General features: G+C 65.4%; 19 protein-coding genes and 1 tRNA gene. 12 read left to right on the top strand and 8 right to left on the bottom strand.

Annotated elements, in window-relative coordinates; translation table 11 throughout:
- Positions 1-73 precede the first annotated feature (73 nt).
- Together ABFX23_RS04070 and ABFX23_RS04065 are read right to left on the bottom strand one after the other, a co-directional pair.
- A complete protein-coding gene (locus ABFX23_RS04070) occupies positions 74-1060 on the bottom strand; it encodes a DUF2891 domain-containing protein (RefSeq protein WP_428831641.1) in 987 nt (328 codons plus the stop codon).
- The gene (locus tag ABFX23_RS04065; RefSeq protein WP_346031845.1) at positions 1057-4545 is read right to left on the bottom strand and encodes a hydantoinase B/oxoprolinase family protein; all 3489 of its coding nucleotides are present in this window, start codon (positions 4543-4545) and stop codon (positions 1057-1059) included. The genes ABFX23_RS04070 and ABFX23_RS04065 overlap by 4 nt, the downstream gene beginning before the upstream one ends.
- Positions 4546-4648: 103 nt before the next feature.
- On the opposite strand from ABFX23_RS04065, the gene ABFX23_RS04060 reads away from it, so the two are divergent.
- Entirely contained in the window at positions 4649-6070 is a 1422-nt protein-coding gene (locus ABFX23_RS04060; protein WP_346031844.1) for a sulfatase family protein, read from the top strand.
- A 95-nt stretch (positions 6071-6165) separates the two neighbouring features.
- Here ABFX23_RS04060 and ABFX23_RS04055 read toward each other — a convergent pair whose 3' ends face one another.
- Positions 6166-6390 (bottom strand): DUF2171 domain-containing protein, encoded by a 225-nt coding sequence (locus ABFX23_RS04055; RefSeq protein ID WP_346031843.1) that lies wholly within the window; start codon positions 6388-6390, stop codon positions 6166-6168.
- 184 nt (positions 6391-6574) lie between these two features.
- On the opposite strand from ABFX23_RS04055, the gene ABFX23_RS04050 reads away from it, so the two are divergent.
- Genes ABFX23_RS04050 through ABFX23_RS04040 form a run of 3 tightly spaced genes read left to right on the top strand, consistent with a single transcriptional unit; the run spans position 6575 to position 8851 of the window.
- Positions 6575-7309: an energy transducer TonB gene (locus tag ABFX23_RS04050; protein WP_346031842.1), complete on the top strand. Its 735-nt coding sequence runs from the start codon at positions 6575-6577 to the stop codon at positions 7307-7309.
- Positions 7310-7355: 46 nt separating this feature from the next.
- Entirely contained in the window at positions 7356-8384 is a 1029-nt protein-coding gene (locus ABFX23_RS04045) for a mannose-1-phosphate guanylyltransferase (protein WP_346031841.1), read from the top strand.
- Positions 8381-8851, top strand: a complete 471-nt coding sequence (locus tag ABFX23_RS04040) for a DUF2721 domain-containing protein (protein ID WP_346031840.1) — start codon at positions 8381-8383, stop codon at positions 8849-8851. Before ABFX23_RS04045 ends, ABFX23_RS04040 begins: the two co-directional genes overlap by 4 nt.
- Here the strand turns inward: ABFX23_RS04040 and ABFX23_RS04035 are convergent.
- Genes ABFX23_RS04035 through ABFX23_RS04025 form a run of 3 tightly spaced genes read right to left on the bottom strand, consistent with a single transcriptional unit; the run spans position 8848 to position 11144 of the window.
- Complete coding sequence (locus ABFX23_RS04035; protein ID WP_346031839.1) at positions 8848-9156, bottom strand: polyhydroxyalkanoic acid system family protein; 309 nt, start codon at positions 9154-9156, stop codon at positions 8848-8850. The two genes, ABFX23_RS04040 and ABFX23_RS04035, sit on opposite strands and share 4 nt — an antisense overlap.
- Entirely contained in the window at positions 9156-9923 is a 768-nt protein-coding gene (locus ABFX23_RS04030) for a hypothetical protein (RefSeq protein WP_346031838.1), read from the bottom strand. The genes ABFX23_RS04035 and ABFX23_RS04030 overlap by 1 nt, the downstream gene beginning before the upstream one ends.
- 12 nt (positions 9924-9935) lie before the next feature.
- Positions 9936-11144, bottom strand: a complete 1209-nt coding sequence (locus ABFX23_RS04025) for a toxic anion resistance protein (protein WP_346031837.1) — start codon at positions 11142-11144, stop codon at positions 9936-9938.
- 111 nt (positions 11145-11255) lie between these two features.
- On the opposite strand from ABFX23_RS04025, the gene ABFX23_RS04020 reads away from it, so the two are divergent.
- Entirely contained in the window at positions 11256-12845 is a 1590-nt protein-coding gene (locus tag ABFX23_RS04020) for a TIGR00341 family protein (protein WP_346031835.1), read from the top strand.
- Positions 12845-13240, top strand: a complete 396-nt coding sequence (locus ABFX23_RS04015; protein ID WP_346031834.1) for an MAPEG family protein — start codon at positions 12845-12847, stop codon at positions 13238-13240. The genes ABFX23_RS04020 and ABFX23_RS04015 overlap by 1 nt, the downstream gene beginning before the upstream one ends.
- Positions 13241-13262: 22 nt before the next feature.
- On the opposite strand, the gene ABFX23_RS04010 is transcribed toward ABFX23_RS04015, so the two are convergent.
- Entirely contained in the window at positions 13263-15008 is a 1746-nt protein-coding gene (locus tag ABFX23_RS04010; RefSeq protein WP_346031833.1) for a fatty acyl-AMP ligase, read from the bottom strand.
- A 130-nt stretch (positions 15009-15138) separates the two neighbouring features.
- Between ABFX23_RS04010 and ABFX23_RS04005 the strand changes: the two genes are divergently transcribed.
- From ABFX23_RS04005 to ABFX23_RS03990, 4 genes are read left to right on the top strand one after another with little or no spacing between them, the layout of a single operon-like run.
- On the top strand, positions 15139-15729 hold the full coding sequence (locus tag ABFX23_RS04005; protein ID WP_346031832.1) for a regulatory protein RecX: 591 nt from the start codon (positions 15139-15141) through the stop codon (positions 15727-15729).
- Positions 15726-16223 (top strand): DUF192 domain-containing protein, encoded by a 498-nt coding sequence (locus tag ABFX23_RS04000; protein WP_346031831.1) that lies wholly within the window; start codon positions 15726-15728, stop codon positions 16221-16223. Before ABFX23_RS04005 ends, ABFX23_RS04000 begins: the two co-directional genes overlap by 4 nt.
- A 58-nt stretch (positions 16224-16281) precedes the next feature.
- Entirely contained in the window at positions 16282-16680 is a 399-nt protein-coding gene (locus ABFX23_RS03995) for an NADH:ubiquinone oxidoreductase subunit NDUFA12 (protein WP_346031830.1), read from the top strand.
- Positions 16677-17210: a DUF2155 domain-containing protein gene (locus ABFX23_RS03990; protein ID WP_346031829.1), complete on the top strand. Its 534-nt coding sequence runs from the start codon at positions 16677-16679 to the stop codon at positions 17208-17210. Before ABFX23_RS03995 ends, ABFX23_RS03990 begins: the two co-directional genes overlap by 4 nt.
- Here the strand turns inward: ABFX23_RS03990 and aat are convergent.
- Entirely contained in the window at positions 17129-17857 is a 729-nt protein-coding gene (aat, locus tag ABFX23_RS03985; protein ID WP_346031828.1) for a leucyl/phenylalanyl-tRNA--protein transferase, read from the bottom strand. The two genes, ABFX23_RS03990 and aat, sit on opposite strands and share 82 nt — an antisense overlap.
- An 81-nt stretch (positions 17858-17938) precedes the next feature.
- Between aat and ABFX23_RS03980 the strand changes: the two genes are divergently transcribed.
- Together ABFX23_RS03980 and ABFX23_RS03975 are read left to right on the top strand one after the other, a co-directional pair.
- Positions 17939-18014 (top strand) — tRNA-Trp (locus ABFX23_RS03980).
- Positions 18015-18424: 410 nt separating this feature from the next.
- Positions 18425-18571: a hypothetical protein gene (locus ABFX23_RS03975; RefSeq protein ID WP_162925279.1), complete on the top strand. Its 147-nt coding sequence runs from the start codon at positions 18425-18427 to the stop codon at positions 18569-18571.
- Positions 18572-18627 lie beyond the last annotated feature (56 nt).

Raw genomic sequence — 18627 nt, 5'->3', positions numbered from 1 at the left:
CAGACGCTGGAAACGGACGAAAATGGTGGCGAGATCATCATGCCCTCGGGTAACCCAGCAGGGCTCACCACCTTCACTCCGCCAGCAGTGCCAGCAGCGCAAAGCTCGCCAGCCAGTGCGAGCCCATGTAGTCGCCGTCGATCGCTTCCAGCGAGGCGGCGAAGTGCTCGTCCGCGAGGGCCCGCAACTTATCGGCGCGGGGATTGCCGAGGCTGGGCGCAATGCTGTGCAAGGTCCAGGCGCGGCTGAGGTTGAGGCCGTCGAGGTGCGCCATCTTGCCGTCCGTCGGGTCCGACACCGTCACCGGCGCGCAGGATGTTTGCAGCCAGCCGCCTTCTGGCAGGACGCGGTCAAACCATCCGGCGAAATCGTCAGGCGGCATCACCCGCTGCATCAGCAGGGCGACCGAAAGCACCGGCGAGAGGAAGGAATCGCCGCCGATGTCCCAGCCGCGATATTCTTTCAGGTCCCCGAAGTTCGCTTGCGCATAGTCCGCGATCAGTTCCTTCAGGTCCGGATCAAAGGCGTCGGCCCAATCGTCCGCCAGCGTCAGCGCGAAGGCCGTGTTGGCGTGGGTGCCGGTTGTGATCGGCCAGGTGAGCTTGGGCAGGTAGTCCGCGAAGCCCGTGGCGAAATGGTGCGCGAGGGGTTCCAGCGAGGTCGCCCAGTCGCGGTCCGCGTGGCGGCTGGATTCGAGATGCAGGTAGAGAAGCCACGCCCAGCCGTAGGGCCGTTCGAACCCGCGCGATTCCGGGCGTCGCGCATAGGAGAGTTCGGCAGCGAGCTTGTCCGTGGTGAATGTCTCATCCGCCAGATCGGCGATTTGCGTGGCTTCCGGTGCGTCGGGGAACAGCCGGCGCAGGGTCAGCAGTGTCCACCAGCTGTGCACGCACGAATGCCAATCGAAGCTGCCGTAGAAGGCCGGGTGCAGTTCGCGCGGGGTCTTCGCATCGGCATCGCTACCCATCACGTGACCCAGCGAGTTGGGATATTCCTGCCCCACATGGCCCAGCGCGGTGCGGGCGAAGCGGCAGGCGAGCGGTTCGTCCAATGCCTTCATGCCTTGCCGTAGCCTCCACCGCCCGGCGTGCGGATCACGATCATGTCGCCTGGTGCCATGTCCGCCCCGCCGGTTGCGCCGAGGTCCAGGACGGTGCCGTCGGCGCGTTCGACGTAGGTTTCTCCGGGCAGCGCATCGCCCCCGCCTGCAATGCCGCGCGGTGGCACCTTGCGGCGGTTGGCGAGGATCTGCGCGCGCATTGGCTCTGTGAAGCGGATCGCCCGTTCCACCCCTTCGCCGCCGTGCCACTTGCCTGTGCCGCCGGAGCCTGTGCGGATCGTGAATCGCTCCACGCGGACGGGCAGGCGGGTTTCCAGCACTTCGGGATCGGTGAGGCGCGAATTGGTCATGTTGGTCTGCACCGCATCGGTGCCGTCATGTCCCTCGCCCGCGCCGGATCCACCGGCGATGGTCTCGTAATACTGGCGGGTGTCATCGCCGAAGGTGAAATTGTTCATCGTGCCCTGTGCCGGGGCAAGCGCGCCCAGCGCAGCGAACACGGCATCGGTGACGACCTGGCTAGTTTCCACGTTGCCCGCCACCACGGCAGCGGGCGGCCGGGGCGCGAGCATCGAGCCTTCGGGCACCACGATCTCCACCGGGCGCAGGCAGCCGTCGTTCAGCGGGATGTCGTCGTCGATCAGGCAGCGCAGGCAATAGAGCACGGCGGCCCGGGTGATGGCGGCGGGCGCGTTGAAGTTGTTCGGCAATTGCGCGCTGGTGCCGGTGAAATCGAAGCGGGCGGTCTGCGCCTCCCGGTCGATGCTGACGGCGACGCAGACCTCGGCCCCGTTGTCCATCGCGTAGGTGAAGCTGCCGGATTTCAAACGCTCCACCAGCGCGCGCACCGCTGCCTCGCCGTGGTCCAGCGCGTGGCCCATGTAGGCCTTCAGCACGTCGCGACCGTGCTCGCTGGCGGCATCGGCAAGCAGGTCCGCCCCGCGCGCGCAGGCAGCGAGTTGGGCCTTGAGGTCAGACAAGTTGCGCGCCGGGTTTCGCGCCGGATATTCGTCGGAGGTCAGCAGGGCGCGCAGGTCCTCGGCGCAGAATCGCCCCTCGTCCACCAGCAGAACATCGTCCAGCCGCACGCCTTCCTCGGCGATGCTGGCGCTGTCGGGCGGCATGGAGCCGGGCGCGGTGCCGCCGAGATCGGCGTGGTGCCCGCGCGCGGCGACGAAGGCGGCGGGCTGCGTGCTGTCATCTGACAGGAACACCGGCACGATCACGGTCACGTCCGGAAGGTGCGTGCCGCCAGCGTACGGATCATTGAGGCAGTAGGCATCGCCGCGCCGGATGCCGCGCTCGCTGCCCGCACGGTTCTCCACAATGCGGCGGATGCTGGCCGACATCGAGCCGAGGTGCACCGGGATATGCGGTGCGTTGGCGATCAGTTCGCCTTCGCCGGTGAACAGCGCGCAACTGAAATCCAGCCGTTCCTTGATGTTCACGGAGCTGGCCGTGCTTTCCAGCACGACACCCATTTCCTCGGCAATGGCCATGAACATGTTGTTGAACACCGCGAGGCGGATAGGGTCCACCTGCGTTCCCGTGGCAGGCGCGTGCTTGCGGGGCGAGATGCGCTTGAGGATCAAGGAGCCTTCCTCGGCCAGTGTCGCGCGCCAGCCCTTTTCGACGATAGTGGTGGAGCCGGGATCGGGGATCATCGCCGGGCCATCCAGCGCCTCTCCGGGCATGAGCGATCCGCGCTGTTCGACAACGGCCTGCTCTGCCAGCCCGCCGCTCATGCCGCGACCCTCCACGCTGAGAGCCTCGAGCACGATGGGCGCGTCCTCGTCCGACCAGCCGAAGCGGCGGCGGTGCTGTTCGCGGAAGTGCGCGTCGGCCTCGTCCGACAGCGGCAGGTCGAGCGTGGTGTCGCTGCCCTCGAACCGCAGGCGCATCCGGGGAATGAGTTCGATGTTTTCCTTCGCGATGCCCTGCGCGGTCAGGTCGTCGGTAACGGTGCGCTCTAGCTCTGCCAGCGCCTCGGAAAAGTCTTCTGTCAGAGGGCGCACGACGCCCGCCTCGCGCATGGAAACCACCGGGGCAAGGCCGATGCCGTAGGCGGACAGCATTCCCGCCAGCGGGTGGACCAGCACGGTTTCGATGCCCAGCTCGTCCGCCACGCGGCAGGCGAACTGCCCGCCCGCGCCGCCGAAGCAGGCGAGGGCATGGGTCGTCACATCGTGCCCGCGCGCAGTGGAGATGGTGCGGATGGCATTGGCCATCTCGTCCACCGCCAAGGTGAGGAAACCTTCGGCCAGCTCCTCGCGCGACATGGGTTCGGGCAGCTGCGCGATGATCGCGTCGATGCGCGCGGCAGAGGCATCCGGGTCAAGCGGCTCGTTGCCCTCGGGGCCGAACACCTTGGGGAATTCGGCAGGATCGATGCGGCCCAGCACGAGGTTGCAATCGGTTACGGTCAGCGGGCCGCCCTTGCGATAGCAAGCAGGGCCGGGATCCGCGCCCGCGCTGGCCGGGCCGACGCGCAGGGATTGGCCGTCGAACCGGCAGATCGAGCCGCCACCTGCCGCCACGGTGTGCACCTGCATCATCGGCGCGGCGATGCGGATGCCCGCCACCACGCTGTCTCCGGTGCGTTCGTATTCGCCGGAATAGTGGCACACGTCGGTGCTGGTGCCGCCCATGTCGAAGCCGATCAGCTTGTCGTATCCCAGCGCCTCGGCCGTCTGGACCATGCCCACGACGCCGCCAGCCGGGCCGGAGAGGACGGCATCCTTCCCGCGAAAGGCCCGCGCATCGGCAAGCCCGCCGTTCGACTGCATGAAGCGAAGCGAGCCATGTTCGGGCAGCCGCTTCGCCAGTTGGTCGACGTATTGTCGGATAACGGGCGAGAGGTAGGCATCGGCCACGCTTGTGTCGCCGCGCGGCACCAGCTTGATGAGCGGCGAGACTTCGTGACTGGCGCTGACCTGCGAAAAGCCCAGTTCGCGGGCGATCTCCGTCAGTCGCTTTTCATGGGCTTGGAAATGCCAGCCGTGCATCAGCACGATGGCGAGCGCTTCGTAGCCTTCCTTCCGCAGAGCCTCAAAGTCACGCCGCGCGGCTTCTTCGTCCAGCGGCACCAGCACTTCGCCATCGGCGCCTACGCGCTCGGCAATCTCGACAGTGCGGCTTTCCAGCCGCTCCGGTTTGACGATGTGCCGTGCGAAAATGTCGGGCCGCGCCTGGTTGCCGATCTTCAGCGCGTCGGCATGGCCGCGCGTGATCGCCAGGGCCACCCGCTCTCCCTCGCGCTCCAGCAGGGCGTTGGTGGCGATGGTGGTGCCGATGCGCAGTTCGGCAATCGGGCCCTCGCCGTGCTCGGCCATCAGCCGCCGCACCGCCTCGCTGGCGGCATCGGGATATTGCTCGGGATTGCTGGATAGAAGCTTGGTGGTGACGATTTCGCCCGCAGGCGTCTGGGCCACGACATCGGTGAAGGTGCCGCCGCGATCTATGGCGAAGCGATAGGATCCGGTCATGCCCTAGCAGCTAGGGAGGCAGGCCGCCCTTGTCGAGGCGTTGCCACCAACGCGTTTGGCAGGCAGGGTGGGCGAAAAGAACCTGAGAGTGCGGGGAGGCACAATGAAAGGCGATCAATTCACGCGGCGCGGTGCGATCGGCGCCGCCGGGGCAGCAACGCTGGCTGCGACCGTTCCGGGGCTGGCGCATACGCCGGGACGCAAGCCCAATTTCCTTTTCATCATGGCCGACGATCTCGGCTACGCGGACCTATCGTGCTACGGGCGGCGCGAGTATGAGACGCCGGTGCTGGACGGGCTGGCGGCGCAAGGGCTGAAATTCACCCACGGCTATGCCAACTCGGCAGTCTGCTCCGCCACCCGCGTCGGCCTTATAACGGGCCGTTACCAGTACCGCGTGCGCGTCGGGTTGGAGGAGCCCCTGGGCAACCGCGAGATCGGCCTCGAACCCTCGCACCCCACGATGCCGAGCATCTTGCGCGATGCAGGCTACCACACCGGCCTCGTCGGCAAGTGGCACCTTGGCTGGCTGCCGCGCTTCGGGCCGAAGCTGAGCGGCTACGACGAGTTCTGGGGCATCCGCGGCGGCGGTGTCGATTATTTCACCCACAACGTGAACGGCCAGCCGGACCTGTGGGATGGCGACGTGCAGGTCGAGGAGGTCGGCTACATGACCGACCTGATGGCCGACCGCGCCATCGAATACCTGGATGCCCGCGCCGGGGAAGCGGACAAGCCCTGGCTGCTGTCGCTGCATTTCACCGCGCCGCACTGGCCCTGGGAAGCGAACGATGCCAAGGGCCGTGCCGAAAGCGAGCGGCTGGCAGAGCACGGGCCGACGATCCCCGGCTCGCTCGACATCACGCATTTCGACGGCGGAGACATGGAAACCTACGCCGGGATGGTCACCAGCCTCGATGCGAACGTGGGCCGGGTGCTGGCGCGGCTTGCCGAGTTGGGCATGGAGCAGGACACCGTCGTGGTCTTCACCAGCGACAATGGCGGGGAACGTTTCAGCGATAACTGGCCCTTCACCGGCATCAAGACCGAGCTGCTGGAAGGCGGGATGCGGGTGCCGTTCATCGTCAAATGGCCGGGCCTCACCCTGCCGGGTACGGAGACCGACGTGCCTGCGCTGTCGATGGATTTCCTGCCCACGTTCCTTGCCGCCGCGGGCACCGCCCCGCATCCCGACTATCCCAGCGACGGGGTGGACCTGCGCCCGGTGCTGGCCGGCGGCACCCTGCCGGAGCGCACGCTGTTCTGGCGTTTCTGGGCGAAGGACCAGAAAGCTGCACGGCGCGGACGATACAAGTACCTGTCCATCGGCGGGGAGGAATACCTGTTCGACGTGGTGGCCGACCCTCTGGAACGCGGCAACCTGAAGTATCGCGAGGCGGAGATATTTGCCGACCTGAAAGGCCAGTTCAACGCGTGGAACGCGGGGATGCTATCCGATCCCGAAGCCTCTTCATATCGCTTCACGCCCAGGGAACTGGCGGATCACTTCGGTTGGGACAGCTGACAGTCCGATCCCTCGCTACCACGAAAAAGCCCCGCTCGCCTTGTGGCTCGCGGGGCTCATTTCCCTGACTTTCGGGTTTGATCGTCGGTTATGCCTCAAGAGGCGAGGCCGACTGGGATGGTCGCGTCCTGCTTCAGATAGACGCGATTGTCATCGACACGGTCGACTGAATCGAGCGGCATGTAATGGTGCATATCGTCCTTGCTGTCCGAACGGGTCAGCTTGATCTTGTCATCCTGGACATCGTCCACGGTTCCAAGGTGCTGGCCTTCGAAATTGGTGACTTCCATGTGTTCCTTGATGCGGAGCTTCTCGAACATGAAATTTCCTTTCTTTTTTATCGGCTTACATCCATACAACGGGCTATTAAGGCTCCCCGTTCCTCGCCTCGTCGCCGCTCGGCAACGGTCTGTGGAGAGGGCTGGTGAATGGGCGCGGGAGCGGGTGCGGAAACTCTGGCCAAGGCGGCGCGTATCGCTAGTCTGAGGCTCTAACGGAGGGACCATGGCCACCGGCGGATACGGCGCGCGCGCAAGAAGGCTGAACTGGAAACTGATCGTCCTGATCGTGCTGCTGCACTTGGCGGCGCTCTACGGCCTTGCCCGCGCGCTGGCGCCCGAATTCACCGCCAGCGTGATCGAGCAGGCGACGTCGATGGTAACGGTAACGGTCTCCACCTACGAGGAGGAGCCGCCCGAGGCCGAGCCGAGCATTTCGCCCCCGCAGCCCGATGAAGGTGCGGCAGCGGAAGCGGGCAGGGAGGCCGTCGCCCGCGAAGTGGTCGCCCCGCCGCAGCCGCTCCCGCGGCCCAGCCCGGCTCCGCGCGCAAGCTCGACCGGGGCCGCCAATGCCTCCGGTGCGACGGATAGTGGCGATGGCACCGGCGCGGGCGGCAGGGGCGACGGCACCGGCAGTGGCCGCAGCGGATCGGGACAGGGCGGTGCGGTCGCGGTCGGCCCCTCGGTCCGTTCGGGCGAATTGAACGAAGCACGCGATTTCCCCGTGCCCGAAGGCGGGCGCGCGGCGCGTTTCGGCAAGTCGGTGACGGTGCATTTCACCGTCACCACCGATGGGCGGGCGCGCAATTGTTCGGTCGCCAGCACGCAAGTGGATGCCGCCACTACGGCGCGGGTCTGTCCGCTTGTCGTTGAGCGTATCCGTTTTAACCCTGCCACCGCGCGCGACGGCACGCCGGTAGAGGCGCGCTATGGCTACCGTGTCGATTTCCGGGCGCGCTAGGCGGTTTGTCCTTGCGCCGGACCGATGAATTTTAGAGGGCTGGCACATGACGCTTATCCATCCGGTAATCCTGTGCGGAGGCAGCGGAACGCGCCTGTGGCCACGCAGTCGCAAGAGCAAGCCCAAGCCCTTTATCCCTCTGGTGGGAGAGCAGACCCTGTTCGAGGCAACGCTGTCACGCGTCGCCGATCCGGCGCTGTTCGCGAAGCCGGCCATCGTGACCGGCGAAGCGCACCTGCCGCATGTCGAGGCGCAACTGGCGGGGGGTGCATCGATCATCGTGGAGCCGGAAGCGAAGAATACGGCAGCCGCGATTGCACTGGCCGCAGCGCGGCTACCCGAGGATGCGCTGATGCTGGTATGCCCCAGCGACCATTACATCGGCAAGGTGCCCGCCTTCCACGAAGCGGTGCAGGCCGCAGCCGCGCTGGCGCGGCAGGATTTCATGGTCGCTTTCGGCATCACGCCCACCGCGCCCGAGACCGGTTTCGGCTATATCCGCCGGGGCGCTGCGCTGGACGGTGGCTTTGCCGTCGCGGAATTCGTCGAGAAGCCGGACCTGGCGCGTGCCATGCAATTCCTCGCATCCGGAGAATATAGCTGGAACGGCGGCATCTTCATGTTTCGCGCAGGCGCCTTCATGGCGGAACTCACCCGCCACAGACCGGCACTGGCCGAAGCGGTGAGGCGCGCGGTGGACGGTGGCAAGACCGATGGCGCCCGCTTTCATCCCGATGCGCAGGCCTTTGCCGCAATCGAATCCGAATCGGTCGACTACGCGGTGATGGAAGAGACGGACCGCGCGGCCATGGTGCCTGTTGCGATGGGCTGGTCCGACATCGGCAACTGGCACGCCCTGCGCGATGCGCGCGACGGAGATGGCGATGGCAACCGCACTCGCGGGCCGGTGGAGCTGGTTAATTGCCGCGGCGTTCTGGCCGACAGCGACACCCTGCGCATCTCCGCAATCGGACTGGAGAACGTGGCCATCGTGGTCGACGGCGACGAGGTGCTGGTGACGACGATGGAAGGCGCGCAGGCTGTCGGCAAGCTGCCTGGCGCTGCGAACCAGTGATAGATACCATGCCGATAATGGGCACCATGATCGCCCAGACCATCCAGCTGGCGCTGGCTCCGGTGTTCGTGCTGGTGGCGATCGGCAACATCATCGGCACGCTGACGCAACGGCTGGGCCGCGTGGTTGATCGCAGCCGTCAGCTGCAGCGCGAACACGGCGAGACCGAGGGCATGGCGCATGATGTGCTGGTGCGGGAGATCCGCTCGCTGGACCTGCGCATCGCATTGATCGGCAGCGCGCTGCTGCGGCTGGTCATGGCTGGCCTTGCCATCGGCATCACGGTGGTGCTGCTGTTCGTCGCCGAATTCGCGCACGTGGGCCTGAATTCGGTGGCAGCCGCCACCTTCATCATCGCCATCGGCCTGCTGATGTGGGCGCTGCTGATCTTCCTGAAGGAGACCCGCGAGGCAGCGCGCGCACTGCGTATCCCAGAGGAATTCCTCGAAAAGGATAGGAAGCTCTAGCCTTTCGGCGCTTCCAGCATCTTGTGACCCTGATCACGGATCGCGGCATCGATCATCGGCTGGAGGAAGCCGAGCGCGGGCGGCAGGATCATGTGGAAGATCACCTTGTCGTCCTCCACGTCCACGTGGCCCGACAGCATCTGACCCATGGCATTGATCGACATGGTCATGCGGTCCTCGGTCGGCCAGTTGGTCTGCACCTCGGCCATGCCGCCGGGAATGTTGTCGCCGATCCGGTGGCTGTTCTCGCGCAAGCGGCGGCGCACTTCCTCGCGGCCGAGGCTGTGGGGGATTTCAACGTCCATCAATTGTCCTTGTTCGGGGGTGGGAGCGATGTGTCCTCACCGCCGTACTTGTAATCGAGATAGCGGTTCTTGATCGCCAGGTCGTCCAGCGATCCCTCGGCCAGTTGCCGGGTCACGTGGTCGATTTCCTTGCTGATCTTGCCAAGGCTATCGACCAGTTGCCTGTCCGGCGTGGACCCGGCGCGTTCCTCGCGCCGCAGGTGGTCGGGTATCTTGCGGTAGCTGTCGATCGTCTCGGGCAGGTACTCGCCCACCAGCTTGCGCGTTTCCTGCGCTGCCGGGTGAGCCGGATCGACGTGGGCAAGCTGCTTGCCTAGCGCATCCAGCTGCACGCCCAGATCGTCCACCAGCGTGACGGCGGGGGCGGGCAGGGCGGGGCGCTGGCTTTCCAGCCATATCTCGGTGCGCTCTACCAGCCGCTTGGCATCCTGCGTGCGGGACAAGTCCGCGCGGTTGGGCACTTTCACCTTGGGATAGTTGGCGAAGATGAACCCGGCGGCCACGATGGCGAAGAAGGCCACCATGACGCCTGCAAATCCGATGCCCTGAAGGATCATGCCCGCAACGCTGGCGGCGATGAAGATCGCCAGAACGGCCGCGCCGAAATAGCCCGCCCGCTTGAGCGCGTTCTTCATCTTCACCTGCCGCGATGCCCGCCCTATGGAGCGGCCCTTGGTGCGGTGGAAGCCGCCTTCGTAGCGGTTCACCTGCAGGCTTTTCTTCGCCGAGGAGATGATCGCATCGGAATCGCGCGTGGAATCGGCCATTAACCCTCTCAATTACCCTTCAAGGCTCAGCAGGCCGCTGTCATTGACTTGGGCGGCAGCCTGCGCCTGTCCCTCGGCGCGGGCGATGTAGCCCTTGGATTTCTCTACCTCGGTCGAAAGGGTCTGCACCGTCTGCTTCATGGAATCCAGTGCGCGCAGCTTGAAGCTGTCGACCTCGTCCATCGTGTCGTAGATGTTCTGGAAAGCGCGTTGCAGCGTTTCCATGGGGATGGTGCTGCTGGCAGCCTGCTCGTGAATCTTGGCAGTGTTGTCGCGCAGCATCTGGCCGGTAGAATCGATGATACCCGCCGTCGTCTCGTTCAGCGCGGTGATCTGGCCCAGCACCAGTTTCTGGTTGGTCATCGCCTGCGCCACGGTGACGGCGGTGCGCAGCGCGCCCACGGTGGTGGTGCTGGCGCGGTCCACGCCTTTCACCAGTTCCACGTTGTTCTTCTTGACGAGGTCGAGCGCGAGGTAGCCCTGCACCGATACCGCCATCTGCGTCAGCAGGTCCTGCGTGCGCTGGCGGACATAGAACAGCGCGGTCTCGCGGATGGCCTTGGCCTTTTCCGGGTCGGTCGCGTCCAGCTCGGCGGCCTTTTCCTCCAGTTCCGTATCCAGCGTCTTGGCGATGTGGATCATCTGCTCGAGGTTGCCCATGGCTTCCCACAGCTTCTGCCGCTCCACGTCGATCGCGGCGTTGTCCATCAGCAGCTCGTCCTTGCCGCTGGAAAGGCGGGCGAGGATTGCTTGGATGTGCCCCTGCGCGCTGGTGTAGCTGTCGAAATAGTTCTTCAGCTTGTTGCCGAAGGGAATGATGCCAAACAGCTTGCGCCCGGTCATCTTGCCTTTGCGGCCCGGATCGAGATCTTCCACCGTGCGCCGCAGTTCGGCAAGGTCGGTGCCAACGCCGCTGTCCGCATCCATCGCGCGCACCGGGCGATCGAGGAAGCGGTTCGACATGGAGCTGGCCGCCATGATTTCCTTGCGGCCCATGTTGGTGATCTGGTCCACCTTCTTGCCGAAATCGGGCGAGTTCGCATCCAGCGCCACCAGCTCGTTCACGAAGCCGTCGACCTTCTGCTGCAACGCGGATTTCTTTTCCTCGCTCACCGGCACCAGGCCTGCGGCTTTCTCCGGCTTCACGTCCGGCACGGGATCGGGCGGCGTCAGCTCGAAATCGGTTGCCGTTGCAGTGGTCGTCTTGTTCTCGGTGGCCATTCGCCTTCAATTCCCTCTTTGCCCGTGTCGGCGGCTACGTAACTGTATTAGGCATACAAGACACGTGTTTCAAGTTTTGCCGAAGGCGAGTTTCCGCGATAATGGTGCGCAATGCAATCAGAACCCAACACCGGCAACAGGGCCTCGCGCCCGCTGAGTGCCGGGACCGCTTCCGCCAACCCCGCTTCCGGATTTCGCGAAGTTCTCAGCAGCTTCCGTGACTGGTGGGGCCACGAGGTAACCGGCACTGTCGACCAGGTCGCGGTGATCGAGAAGCGCCGCGCCGAATGCCAGCTTTCCGCCCGCTACCTGCTGATGGTGTCGATGTCGGCGGGCATCGCCATCCTCGGCCTGCTGCAGGGCAGCGCCGCCGTCGTGATCGGAGCGATGCTGCTCTCCCCGCTGATGGACCCGATCATGGGCGTGGGCTTCGCGTTGGCCGTGGGTGACTACAAGTGGCTGCGGCAAGCCGGCAAGTCGCTGGCGGTGGGCACGATATTCGCGATCCTGTTCACCGCGCTGGTGGTGTTCTTCTCGCCCCTGCAGACGATTACTTCGGAAATCGCCGCGCGCACCCGGCCCAGCCTGCTAGACCTTGGTGTGGCGATCTTCTCCGCCGTCGCGGGCGCCTATGCGATGATCCGCGGGCGGGAAGGCACCATTGTCGGGGTGGCCATCGCGACCGCCTTGATGCCGCCTCTTGCCGTGGTCGGCTTCGGTCTTGCGACGCTGAACGGCACGGTGTTCTGGGGCGCGCTGTTCCTCTTCATAACCAACCTCACCGCCATTGCGCTGACGGCGACGGCGATGGCCCGCGGATACGGCTTCAGCACCAGCCTCTCGGAAAAGCAGACGCGGATGCAGGCGCTGCTGATCTTCGGGGCCTTCGTAGTGCTGGCAATTCCATTGTTCCTCTCGCTGCGACAGATCGTGTGGGAAAGCACGGCGACGCGACAGGCGCGCAACGCGGTCGAGGAAGTGTTCGTCGGGCGCGCCACGGTCTCGCAGATGGACCCCAGCTTCGATGCCGAGCCCCTGCAGATTTCCGCGACCGTCTTCACGCCCGAGATCGTCGGCGATGCCGAAGGGCGCGCCGAGCAACTGATTTCGCGGCGGCTTGGTCGTCCGGTCGATGTAACGCTAACCCAGTTGCGCGTGGGCACGGGCGCGCAAGCGGCGGAGGAGGCACAGTTGACGCAGGCTCGCGCGCAGGAACGCGCCGCGCGAGAACAGGCGGACGACATTGCCGATCGCCTGGCCTTGCTGGCAGGCGTTCCAAAGGACGAAGTTACCGTGGACCGCGACCGCCGCCGTGCGCTCGTCACCGCGCGTCCGCTGGATGGCGCAACGCTGTCCGCCTACGCGGAACTGGAGCGGCGGATCGACGCGCTGGAGCCGGAGTGGGACATTCGCCTGACCCCGCCGTTGCGCCCGCTGTCGCAAGCCACCTTCGACCTTGTCGAGGGCGAGGAGGACCAGCCCGATACCTACGCGCTCAGCACCCAGGGCACGCAGGCCGTGCAACTTGCGGCCTGGGCGCAGAGCCGCGTCGGCGTGCCTATCGCCATCACCGGGCCCGCCGACGCGGTGGCCGCCGTGCGCAACGCCTTCTCCCACCACAATATCGCCGTGCAGGCAGAGACCACCGGGAACGGCTTTGGCCCGGTAACGCTTGAGTGGGCAGCCGGAGGAAACAATTGATGACTGCAGAACTGACCGTACTGGCGCTTTCGGGCGTCCTGCTGCTGGTCCACGTTTTCGCCGCCACCCATTACAAGACGAAGCAATACGGCGTCGATTGGAACATGGGCGCGCGTGACGAGGACACAGAGCCGCTGAACGACATCGCCGGGCGGCTGGACCGCGCGCGTGGGAACTTCCTCGAAACCCTGCCGCTCGCCATCATCGCCCTTGGCGGCGTGGTGGTGGCGGGCAAGGCGAGCGACCTCACCGCCATCGCCGCCTGGGTATGGCTGGCCGCGCGGGTGATCTACCTGCCCCTGTACTGGACCGGCGTTCCCAAGGTGCGCACCTACGTCTGGGGCGTGGGCTTGCTGGCGCTGCTGTTCGTGCTGGGCGTGCTGCTGCTGGGTTGAGCCGGACTTACGCCGCCCGGCCTCAAGCAGCCAGCTTGATCGGTTCGATCTCGCCCGACAGGTACAGCTTCTTCGCCTTGGCGCGGCTCAATTTGCCCGAGCTGGTGCGCGGCAGGGTGCGCGGGGGCACCAGTTCCACCACGCAGTTCATGCCCGTGACCGAACGCACCTTGTCGGCGATCTGGTCGCGCAGCTTCACCCGCTCTTCCGGGTCGGACACGCGGCAGTGTACCAGAACGGCCGGGGCTTCCTCGCCGTTCTCGGTCTCGATCGAGAAGGCCGCGATATCGCCGTGGTTGAAGCCTGCAAGCTGCTCCACCGCCCATTCGATATCCTGCGGCCAGTGGTTCTTGCCGTTGATGATGATCATGTCCTTGGCTCGGCCGACGATGAACAGGTAGCCATCGCCCATGTAGCCCATGTCGCCCGTATCCAGCCACGATCCCTTGCCGTCTTCGGCGGGAACAAGGCATTCCTCGGTCGCTTCCCCGTTGCGGAAGTAGGAGTGCATGACGCTGGGGCCGCGGCACCAGACCTTGCCGATCTGGTGATCGCCCTTGATCTCGCCGTTTTCGCCGCGGATCTCGACTTCCATGTCCTTCAGCGGTTTGCCGCAGTTGACGATGGCGCGGTAGCGGGCGGGGCGCGACAGGTCGCGGCGGGTGCCGGACAGGCGTTCCTCTTCCACCAGTTCCACGCGAATACCTTCGCCCGGCGGCATCACGGTGACGGCCAGTGTCGCCTCGGCCAGGCCATAGCTGGGGGTGAAGGCTCTGGCCTTGAAACCCGCATCGGCAAAGGCGTTGACGAAGTTCTGCATCACGTCGGGCCGGATCATGTCCGCCCCGTTGCCTGCGGTGCGCCAGCGCGACAGGTCGAACCGGTCGGCGACGTTCGTCTGGCTGGAAACGCGCCGGGCGCAGATATCGTAACCGAAAGTGGGCGAGTAGCTGAGCGTCGCGCCTTGGTTGCGGCTGATGAGATCGAGCCAGGCCAGCGGGCGGCGGGCGAAATGCTCGGTCTTGAGGTAGTCGACGCTCACCTGGTTGGCGATCAGCGACAGGAAGCAGCCGACAAGGCCCATGTCGTGATACCACGGCAGCCAGCTCACCACCCGGTCGTTGTAGCCGATATCCATCGAATCGGCGTGGCCGAACAGGTTGTGCAGCAGCGCCTCGTGCGTCACGGCAACGCCGGTGGGGAAGCGGGTGGAGCCGCTGGAATACTGCAGGTAGCAGATGTCTTCCGGCTTCGCCTCGGGCAGGTCGACCTGCACCGCCTCGGCTTCCTTGAACGTGGCCCAGTCCATGCCCTGGCAGCCCTGCCGTTCCGCCGCAGCGGATGCCATCTCGGCGATTTCGGGCGGGTAGAGCAGGATTTTCGGGTCCGAGCTTTGCAGCTGGACCGAAAGCTGATCGATATAGCTTTCCTTGCCGCCGAAGGTGGTGGGCAGGGGCAGCGGCACGGGCCATGCCCCGGCGTAGACGCACGCGCAGAACAACGCGGCGAATTCGGGGCCGGTCTCGGCGACCAGTGCCACGCGGTCATCCTTGCCGATGCCCATGGCCACCAGCCGATAGGCATCGGCCAGCGCATCCTCGCGCATCTGCGAATAGGGATAGACAACCGCGAGCGTGCCGCGCATGTCATGGAAATTCATGCCCTTTTCGCTGCGCGCTGCGTAGTCGATGGCTTCGTTGAAGGTGGCGAAATCCGATCGACGGCGCGGTAGCGGGCAGTCGTTGGGCGTAGGTGTGAGTTCGGTCATAAGTGCTGTGGGTTACCCCTTGTCGCGCGCGCTTGTGGCGCCTCCCGAATAGCATTCGCGGCGCCGACCATCCCATCGACACCGCGGTAAACTTTCCCATTTGACAGGAAGTGTGGCACGAATAAGGCCAATGGACGGCAATTCACAAGAGCGAAATAAACCGAAGAAGCGGAAAAAGCCCCTCGATCCGACCAGTTTCGAGGAAATGGCGCTCGCCTATGTCGCCCGTTTCGCCACCAGCGCGGCCAAGCTGGAACGCTACCTTTACCGCAAGCTGCGCGAGCGCGGCTGGGCCGAAGACGGCAACGAGGAGGGGCCGGACGTTTCCGCGATGGTCGCCCGGTATGTCGAGAAAGGCTACGTCGACGATGCGGTCTATGCACGGGCCAAGGCGAACGACCTTTTGCGGCGTGGTTATGGCCAGCGGCGCGTGAAGCAGGCGCTGGGGCAGGCCGGAATAGGCGAATCGGTGGCAGACGACGTCGCGCCCGCCGAGCACACGGCTCGCACTGCCGCAGTCCACCTTGCCAGGAAGCGCGGCTTCGGTCCCTTTGCCGTGGAACCTCCCGACAGGGAGAAACGCGAGAAACAGATTGCGGCGATGCTGCGGGCAGGCCACACGTTCGATCATGTAAGAGCCGTGCTGGACGCCGAGAGCGCCGACGCGGCAGAGCAATGGGCGGAGGAAGCCCGCGAGGAGACCGGAAGTTGGGACGCATGATTATCAGGCACAAATGGCTGGCCGCTCTTGGCGCGGTGGTGGCAGGTGCACTGGCGGCGTGCTCGCCGCAAGCGGCCGAGCAGGTGCCAGAGCCGACCAGTGCCGCCGCTGCAACGCACCCCGAATCCGGGCTGGAAGTGATCCCCGTCACCGTCACCACCGACAGCGGCGCGCACACCTTCCAGGCCGAACTCGCCGCCAGCCGGCAGGAACAGGCGCGCGGGCTGATGTTCCGCACCGAGATGGGCGCCGACGAGGGGATGATCTTCCCCTACGATACGCCGCAGGAACTGGGCTTCTGGATGCGCAACACCGTGTTGCCGCTGGATATCATCTTCATCGGGTCCGATGGCCGCATCCTCAACATCGAGGACGGCGAGCCCTATAACGAGGTGAGCGTTACCTCCGATGGCCTGGCAGTCGCGGTGCTCGAACTGAACCAGGGTCGCGCCGAAGAACTGGGCATCGGGCCGGGCGATCTGGTGGAGTGGTAGCAAGAGACTCTCGCAACCCTATTGGCGAAGGGCGATCCAGCCGCTAATGGCCTCTCCCATGAGCTTCCTTGGCAAGATCTTCACCTGGTGGGACGGTGCCACCATCGGCACCTCGCTGTGGTCCTCGCGCAATGGCGAGCACGTGGGCACCGATGCCCAGGGCAACAAGTACTACCGTTCCAGGAACGTGAAGGAAGGCCAGCGCGAACGCCGCTGGGTCATCTACGAAGGCAGCAACGATGCCAGCCGCGTGCCCAGCGAATGGCATGGCTGGCTGCACGGTTCGTACGATGAACTGCCCGAAAGCCACCTTCCCGCTCCCAAGATCTGGGAAGTTGACTACACGCCCAATGCCACGGGTTCGGCCAACCGCTACCTGCCCGCAGGGGCGCTGGAACGCGGCGGCAAGCGTGCCCGCGCCACCGGTGACTACGAAGCGTGGACGCCCGACGCGTGAGGCTTGCCCAATTCGCTTCGGCTCCGCTCGCCATGGCGGCGCTGGTGCTGGCGGGCTGCGGCGATAGCGCGCCGGAACCGGAGGCCGAGGAAACCGAAGTGCCCGAGGAACTGGCGAGCGAACCGCTACCCGACCTCAGCAACATCGAGGCGATCGGCACCCCGATGGAAGAGCGCGTCGCGACGCTCGGCATCATCAACAAGCGCAACAACCTGTCCCGCGATATCGAACTCAGCCCCGGCGAATCGCGCCGGGTGGACGACGTGGTCGTGCGCCTGTCCGCTTGCGAACGCACCGCGCCGTGGGAAAGCCCGGCGGAAACCGGCGCTTTCGTGCAGGTTTTCGTGAACGACGTGCGCGATCCCGATGCGGAGCCGGAATTCGGCCGCATCTTCTCCGGCTGGCTGTTCAAGAACTCGCCAAGCCTGAACGTGGTGGAACACCCGATCTACGATGTCTGGGTGAAGGACTGCGCGATGAGCTTCCCCGGAGAGGAAGAGGACGCTTCGCCGGAAGCCGACGCCGCCTGAAGCAGCGCCGCGTGCGCTTGCGGCAGGCTGGAGAGCGCTTGCCTGTCACAGGCGCGCGCCAACATCTCCTGGTACTGGTCCCGGCTGATCTCCACCGCGCCCATCGAGGCAAGGTGCCCGGTCATGAACTGGCAATCGAGCAGCACGAAGCCTGCCCGCTTCAGCAGCGCCACCAGCCACGCCAGCGCCACCTTGCTGGCATTGTCCGCGCGGCTGAACATCGATTCGCCGCAGAACACCCGCTCGAAAGCGACACCGTAAAGCCCGCCCACCAGTTCGCCGTCCTGCCAGCACTCCACCGAGTGCGCGTGCCCGTGCCGGTGCAGGTTCAGGTAGCTGGCGGTGATCGTGTGGCTGATCCAGGTGCCGCTTTCTCCTCCTGCCTCCGGGTCAGGCCGGGGCTGCGCGCAGGCATCCATCACCGCGCCGAAATCGGCATCCACGGTGACGCGGAAACGGTCCTGCTTCAGGATTTTTGCAAGGCTGCGGGAGCAGTGGAAGCCATCCAGGGGAAGGATCGCGCGGCGGCGCGGCTCCACCCAGAACACCTCGTCGTCCTCGCGCGAATCGGCCATGGGAAAGACCCCGCTGCGGTAGGCCAGCAGCAACACTTCGGCGGGAATCAGCTTGGGCACTGGTGAATGCATCCCTGCCCCTATATCAAAGCGAAGCCATCAGGTCGCTTGCGTTCGTCAGCGCTTGGCTATAGGGGCCTGCATCGCATCTGCAGGGGTGTAGCTCAGTTGGTAGAGCATCGGTCTCCAAAACCGAGGGCCACGGGTTCGAATCCTGTCACCCCTGCCATTTTGTTTTTCGTTTTCGCCTCCGCGAAAACATCCTCGGTGCTATTCCCTCCATTCGGCTGACGCCTTCGTTTCGGGGCACCTGCGGGCTGCGCGTTCGCGCGCTGTCGGTCGCTGGTCGCGCCCGAGATTTGCGCCTTTGTCATTGCCCGTTGGGGCACAGTCCGCGCTTAGCGGACCGCAAGGCCGAACGGCCGCCCGCAGCGGGCGCGTAGCGTAGCGAAGCGCGTCTAGCGAGGACGAAGCCGCGGAGGCGGCTTCGCTAACAAACCAAGTTACCCACCAACACCGTTTCGCGAGAATCGCCTGGCTGGCCCATAGTCCTGCCATCCCTGACAGCGTCCCGCACACGGGAACCGCCGCGCGGCGTGGGGAGTTATCTCGCCATGTTTCGACGGAAAGGATACCGGCATGGCCAGAATCTTTCGCAGTAGCAAACCCGATAGCTGGAGCAGCCCGCGCTTCCACAGCGACGCGAGCTTTCGTGCAATGTCGCACGGCAAGATCCAGCCGATGGAAGAACCCGGCTTCTTCGAACGCCTGTTCGGGCGTCACTGACGCCGACACCGATACCAAGTGCAAAGGGCCGGGAAGCGATCTGCTCCCCGGCCCTT

Origin of the sequence: Erythrobacter westpacificensis, assembly GCF_039542285.1 — a bacterium.
Lineage (GTDB): Bacteria > Pseudomonadota > Alphaproteobacteria > Sphingomonadales > Sphingomonadaceae > Alteraurantiacibacter > Alteraurantiacibacter westpacificensis.
The sequence above is the reverse complement of the archived record's forward strand: the minus strand, read 5'-3'. Positions and strand labels throughout refer to the sequence as shown.

Coding starts and splice junctions, on each gene's coding strand:
- ABFX23_RS03975 (WP_162925279.1), top strand. CDS start 18,425: ATGGCCAGAATCTTTCGCAGTAGCAAACCCGATAGCTGGAGCAGCCCG.
- aat (WP_346031828.1), bottom strand. CDS start 17,857: ATGCATTCACCAGTGCCCAAGCTGATTCCCGCCGAAGTGTTGCTGCTG.
- ABFX23_RS04005 (WP_346031832.1), top strand. CDS start 15,139: ATGGACGGCAATTCACAAGAGCGAAATAAACCGAAGAAGCGGAAAAAG.
- ABFX23_RS04060 (WP_346031844.1), top strand. CDS start 4,649: ATGAAAGGCGATCAATTCACGCGGCGCGGTGCGATCGGCGCCGCCGGG.
- ABFX23_RS04065 (WP_346031845.1), bottom strand. CDS start 4,545: ATGACCGGATCCTATCGCTTCGCCATAGATCGCGGCGGCACCTTCACC.
- ABFX23_RS04070 (WP_428831641.1), bottom strand. CDS start 1,060: ATGAAGGCATTGGACGAACCGCTCGCCTGCCGCTTCGCCCGCACCGCG.
- ABFX23_RS04020 (WP_346031835.1), top strand. CDS start 11,256: ATGCAATCAGAACCCAACACCGGCAACAGGGCCTCGCGCCCGCTGAGT.
- ABFX23_RS04030 (WP_346031838.1), bottom strand. CDS start 9,923: ATGGCCGATTCCACGCGCGATTCCGATGCGATCATCTCCTCGGCGAAG.
- ABFX23_RS04015 (WP_346031834.1), top strand. CDS start 12,845: ATGACTGCAGAACTGACCGTACTGGCGCTTTCGGGCGTCCTGCTGCTG.
- ABFX23_RS03995 (WP_346031830.1), top strand. CDS start 16,282: ATGAGCTTCCTTGGCAAGATCTTCACCTGGTGGGACGGTGCCACCATC.
- ABFX23_RS04045 (WP_346031841.1), top strand. CDS start 7,356: ATGACGCTTATCCATCCGGTAATCCTGTGCGGAGGCAGCGGAACGCGC.
- ABFX23_RS04010 (WP_346031833.1), bottom strand. CDS start 15,008: ATGACCGAACTCACACCTACGCCCAACGACTGCCCGCTACCGCGCCGT.
- ABFX23_RS04050 (WP_346031842.1), top strand. CDS start 6,575: ATGGCCACCGGCGGATACGGCGCGCGCGCAAGAAGGCTGAACTGGAAA.
- ABFX23_RS04000 (WP_346031831.1), top strand. CDS start 15,726: ATGATTATCAGGCACAAATGGCTGGCCGCTCTTGGCGCGGTGGTGGCA.
- ABFX23_RS04055 (WP_346031843.1), bottom strand. CDS start 6,390: ATGTTCGAGAAGCTCCGCATCAAGGAACACATGGAAGTCACCAATTTC.
- ABFX23_RS04025 (WP_346031837.1), bottom strand. CDS start 11,144: ATGGCCACCGAGAACAAGACGACCACTGCAACGGCAACCGATTTCGAG.
- ABFX23_RS04035 (WP_346031839.1), bottom strand. CDS start 9,156: ATGGACGTTGAAATCCCCCACAGCCTCGGCCGCGAGGAAGTGCGCCGC.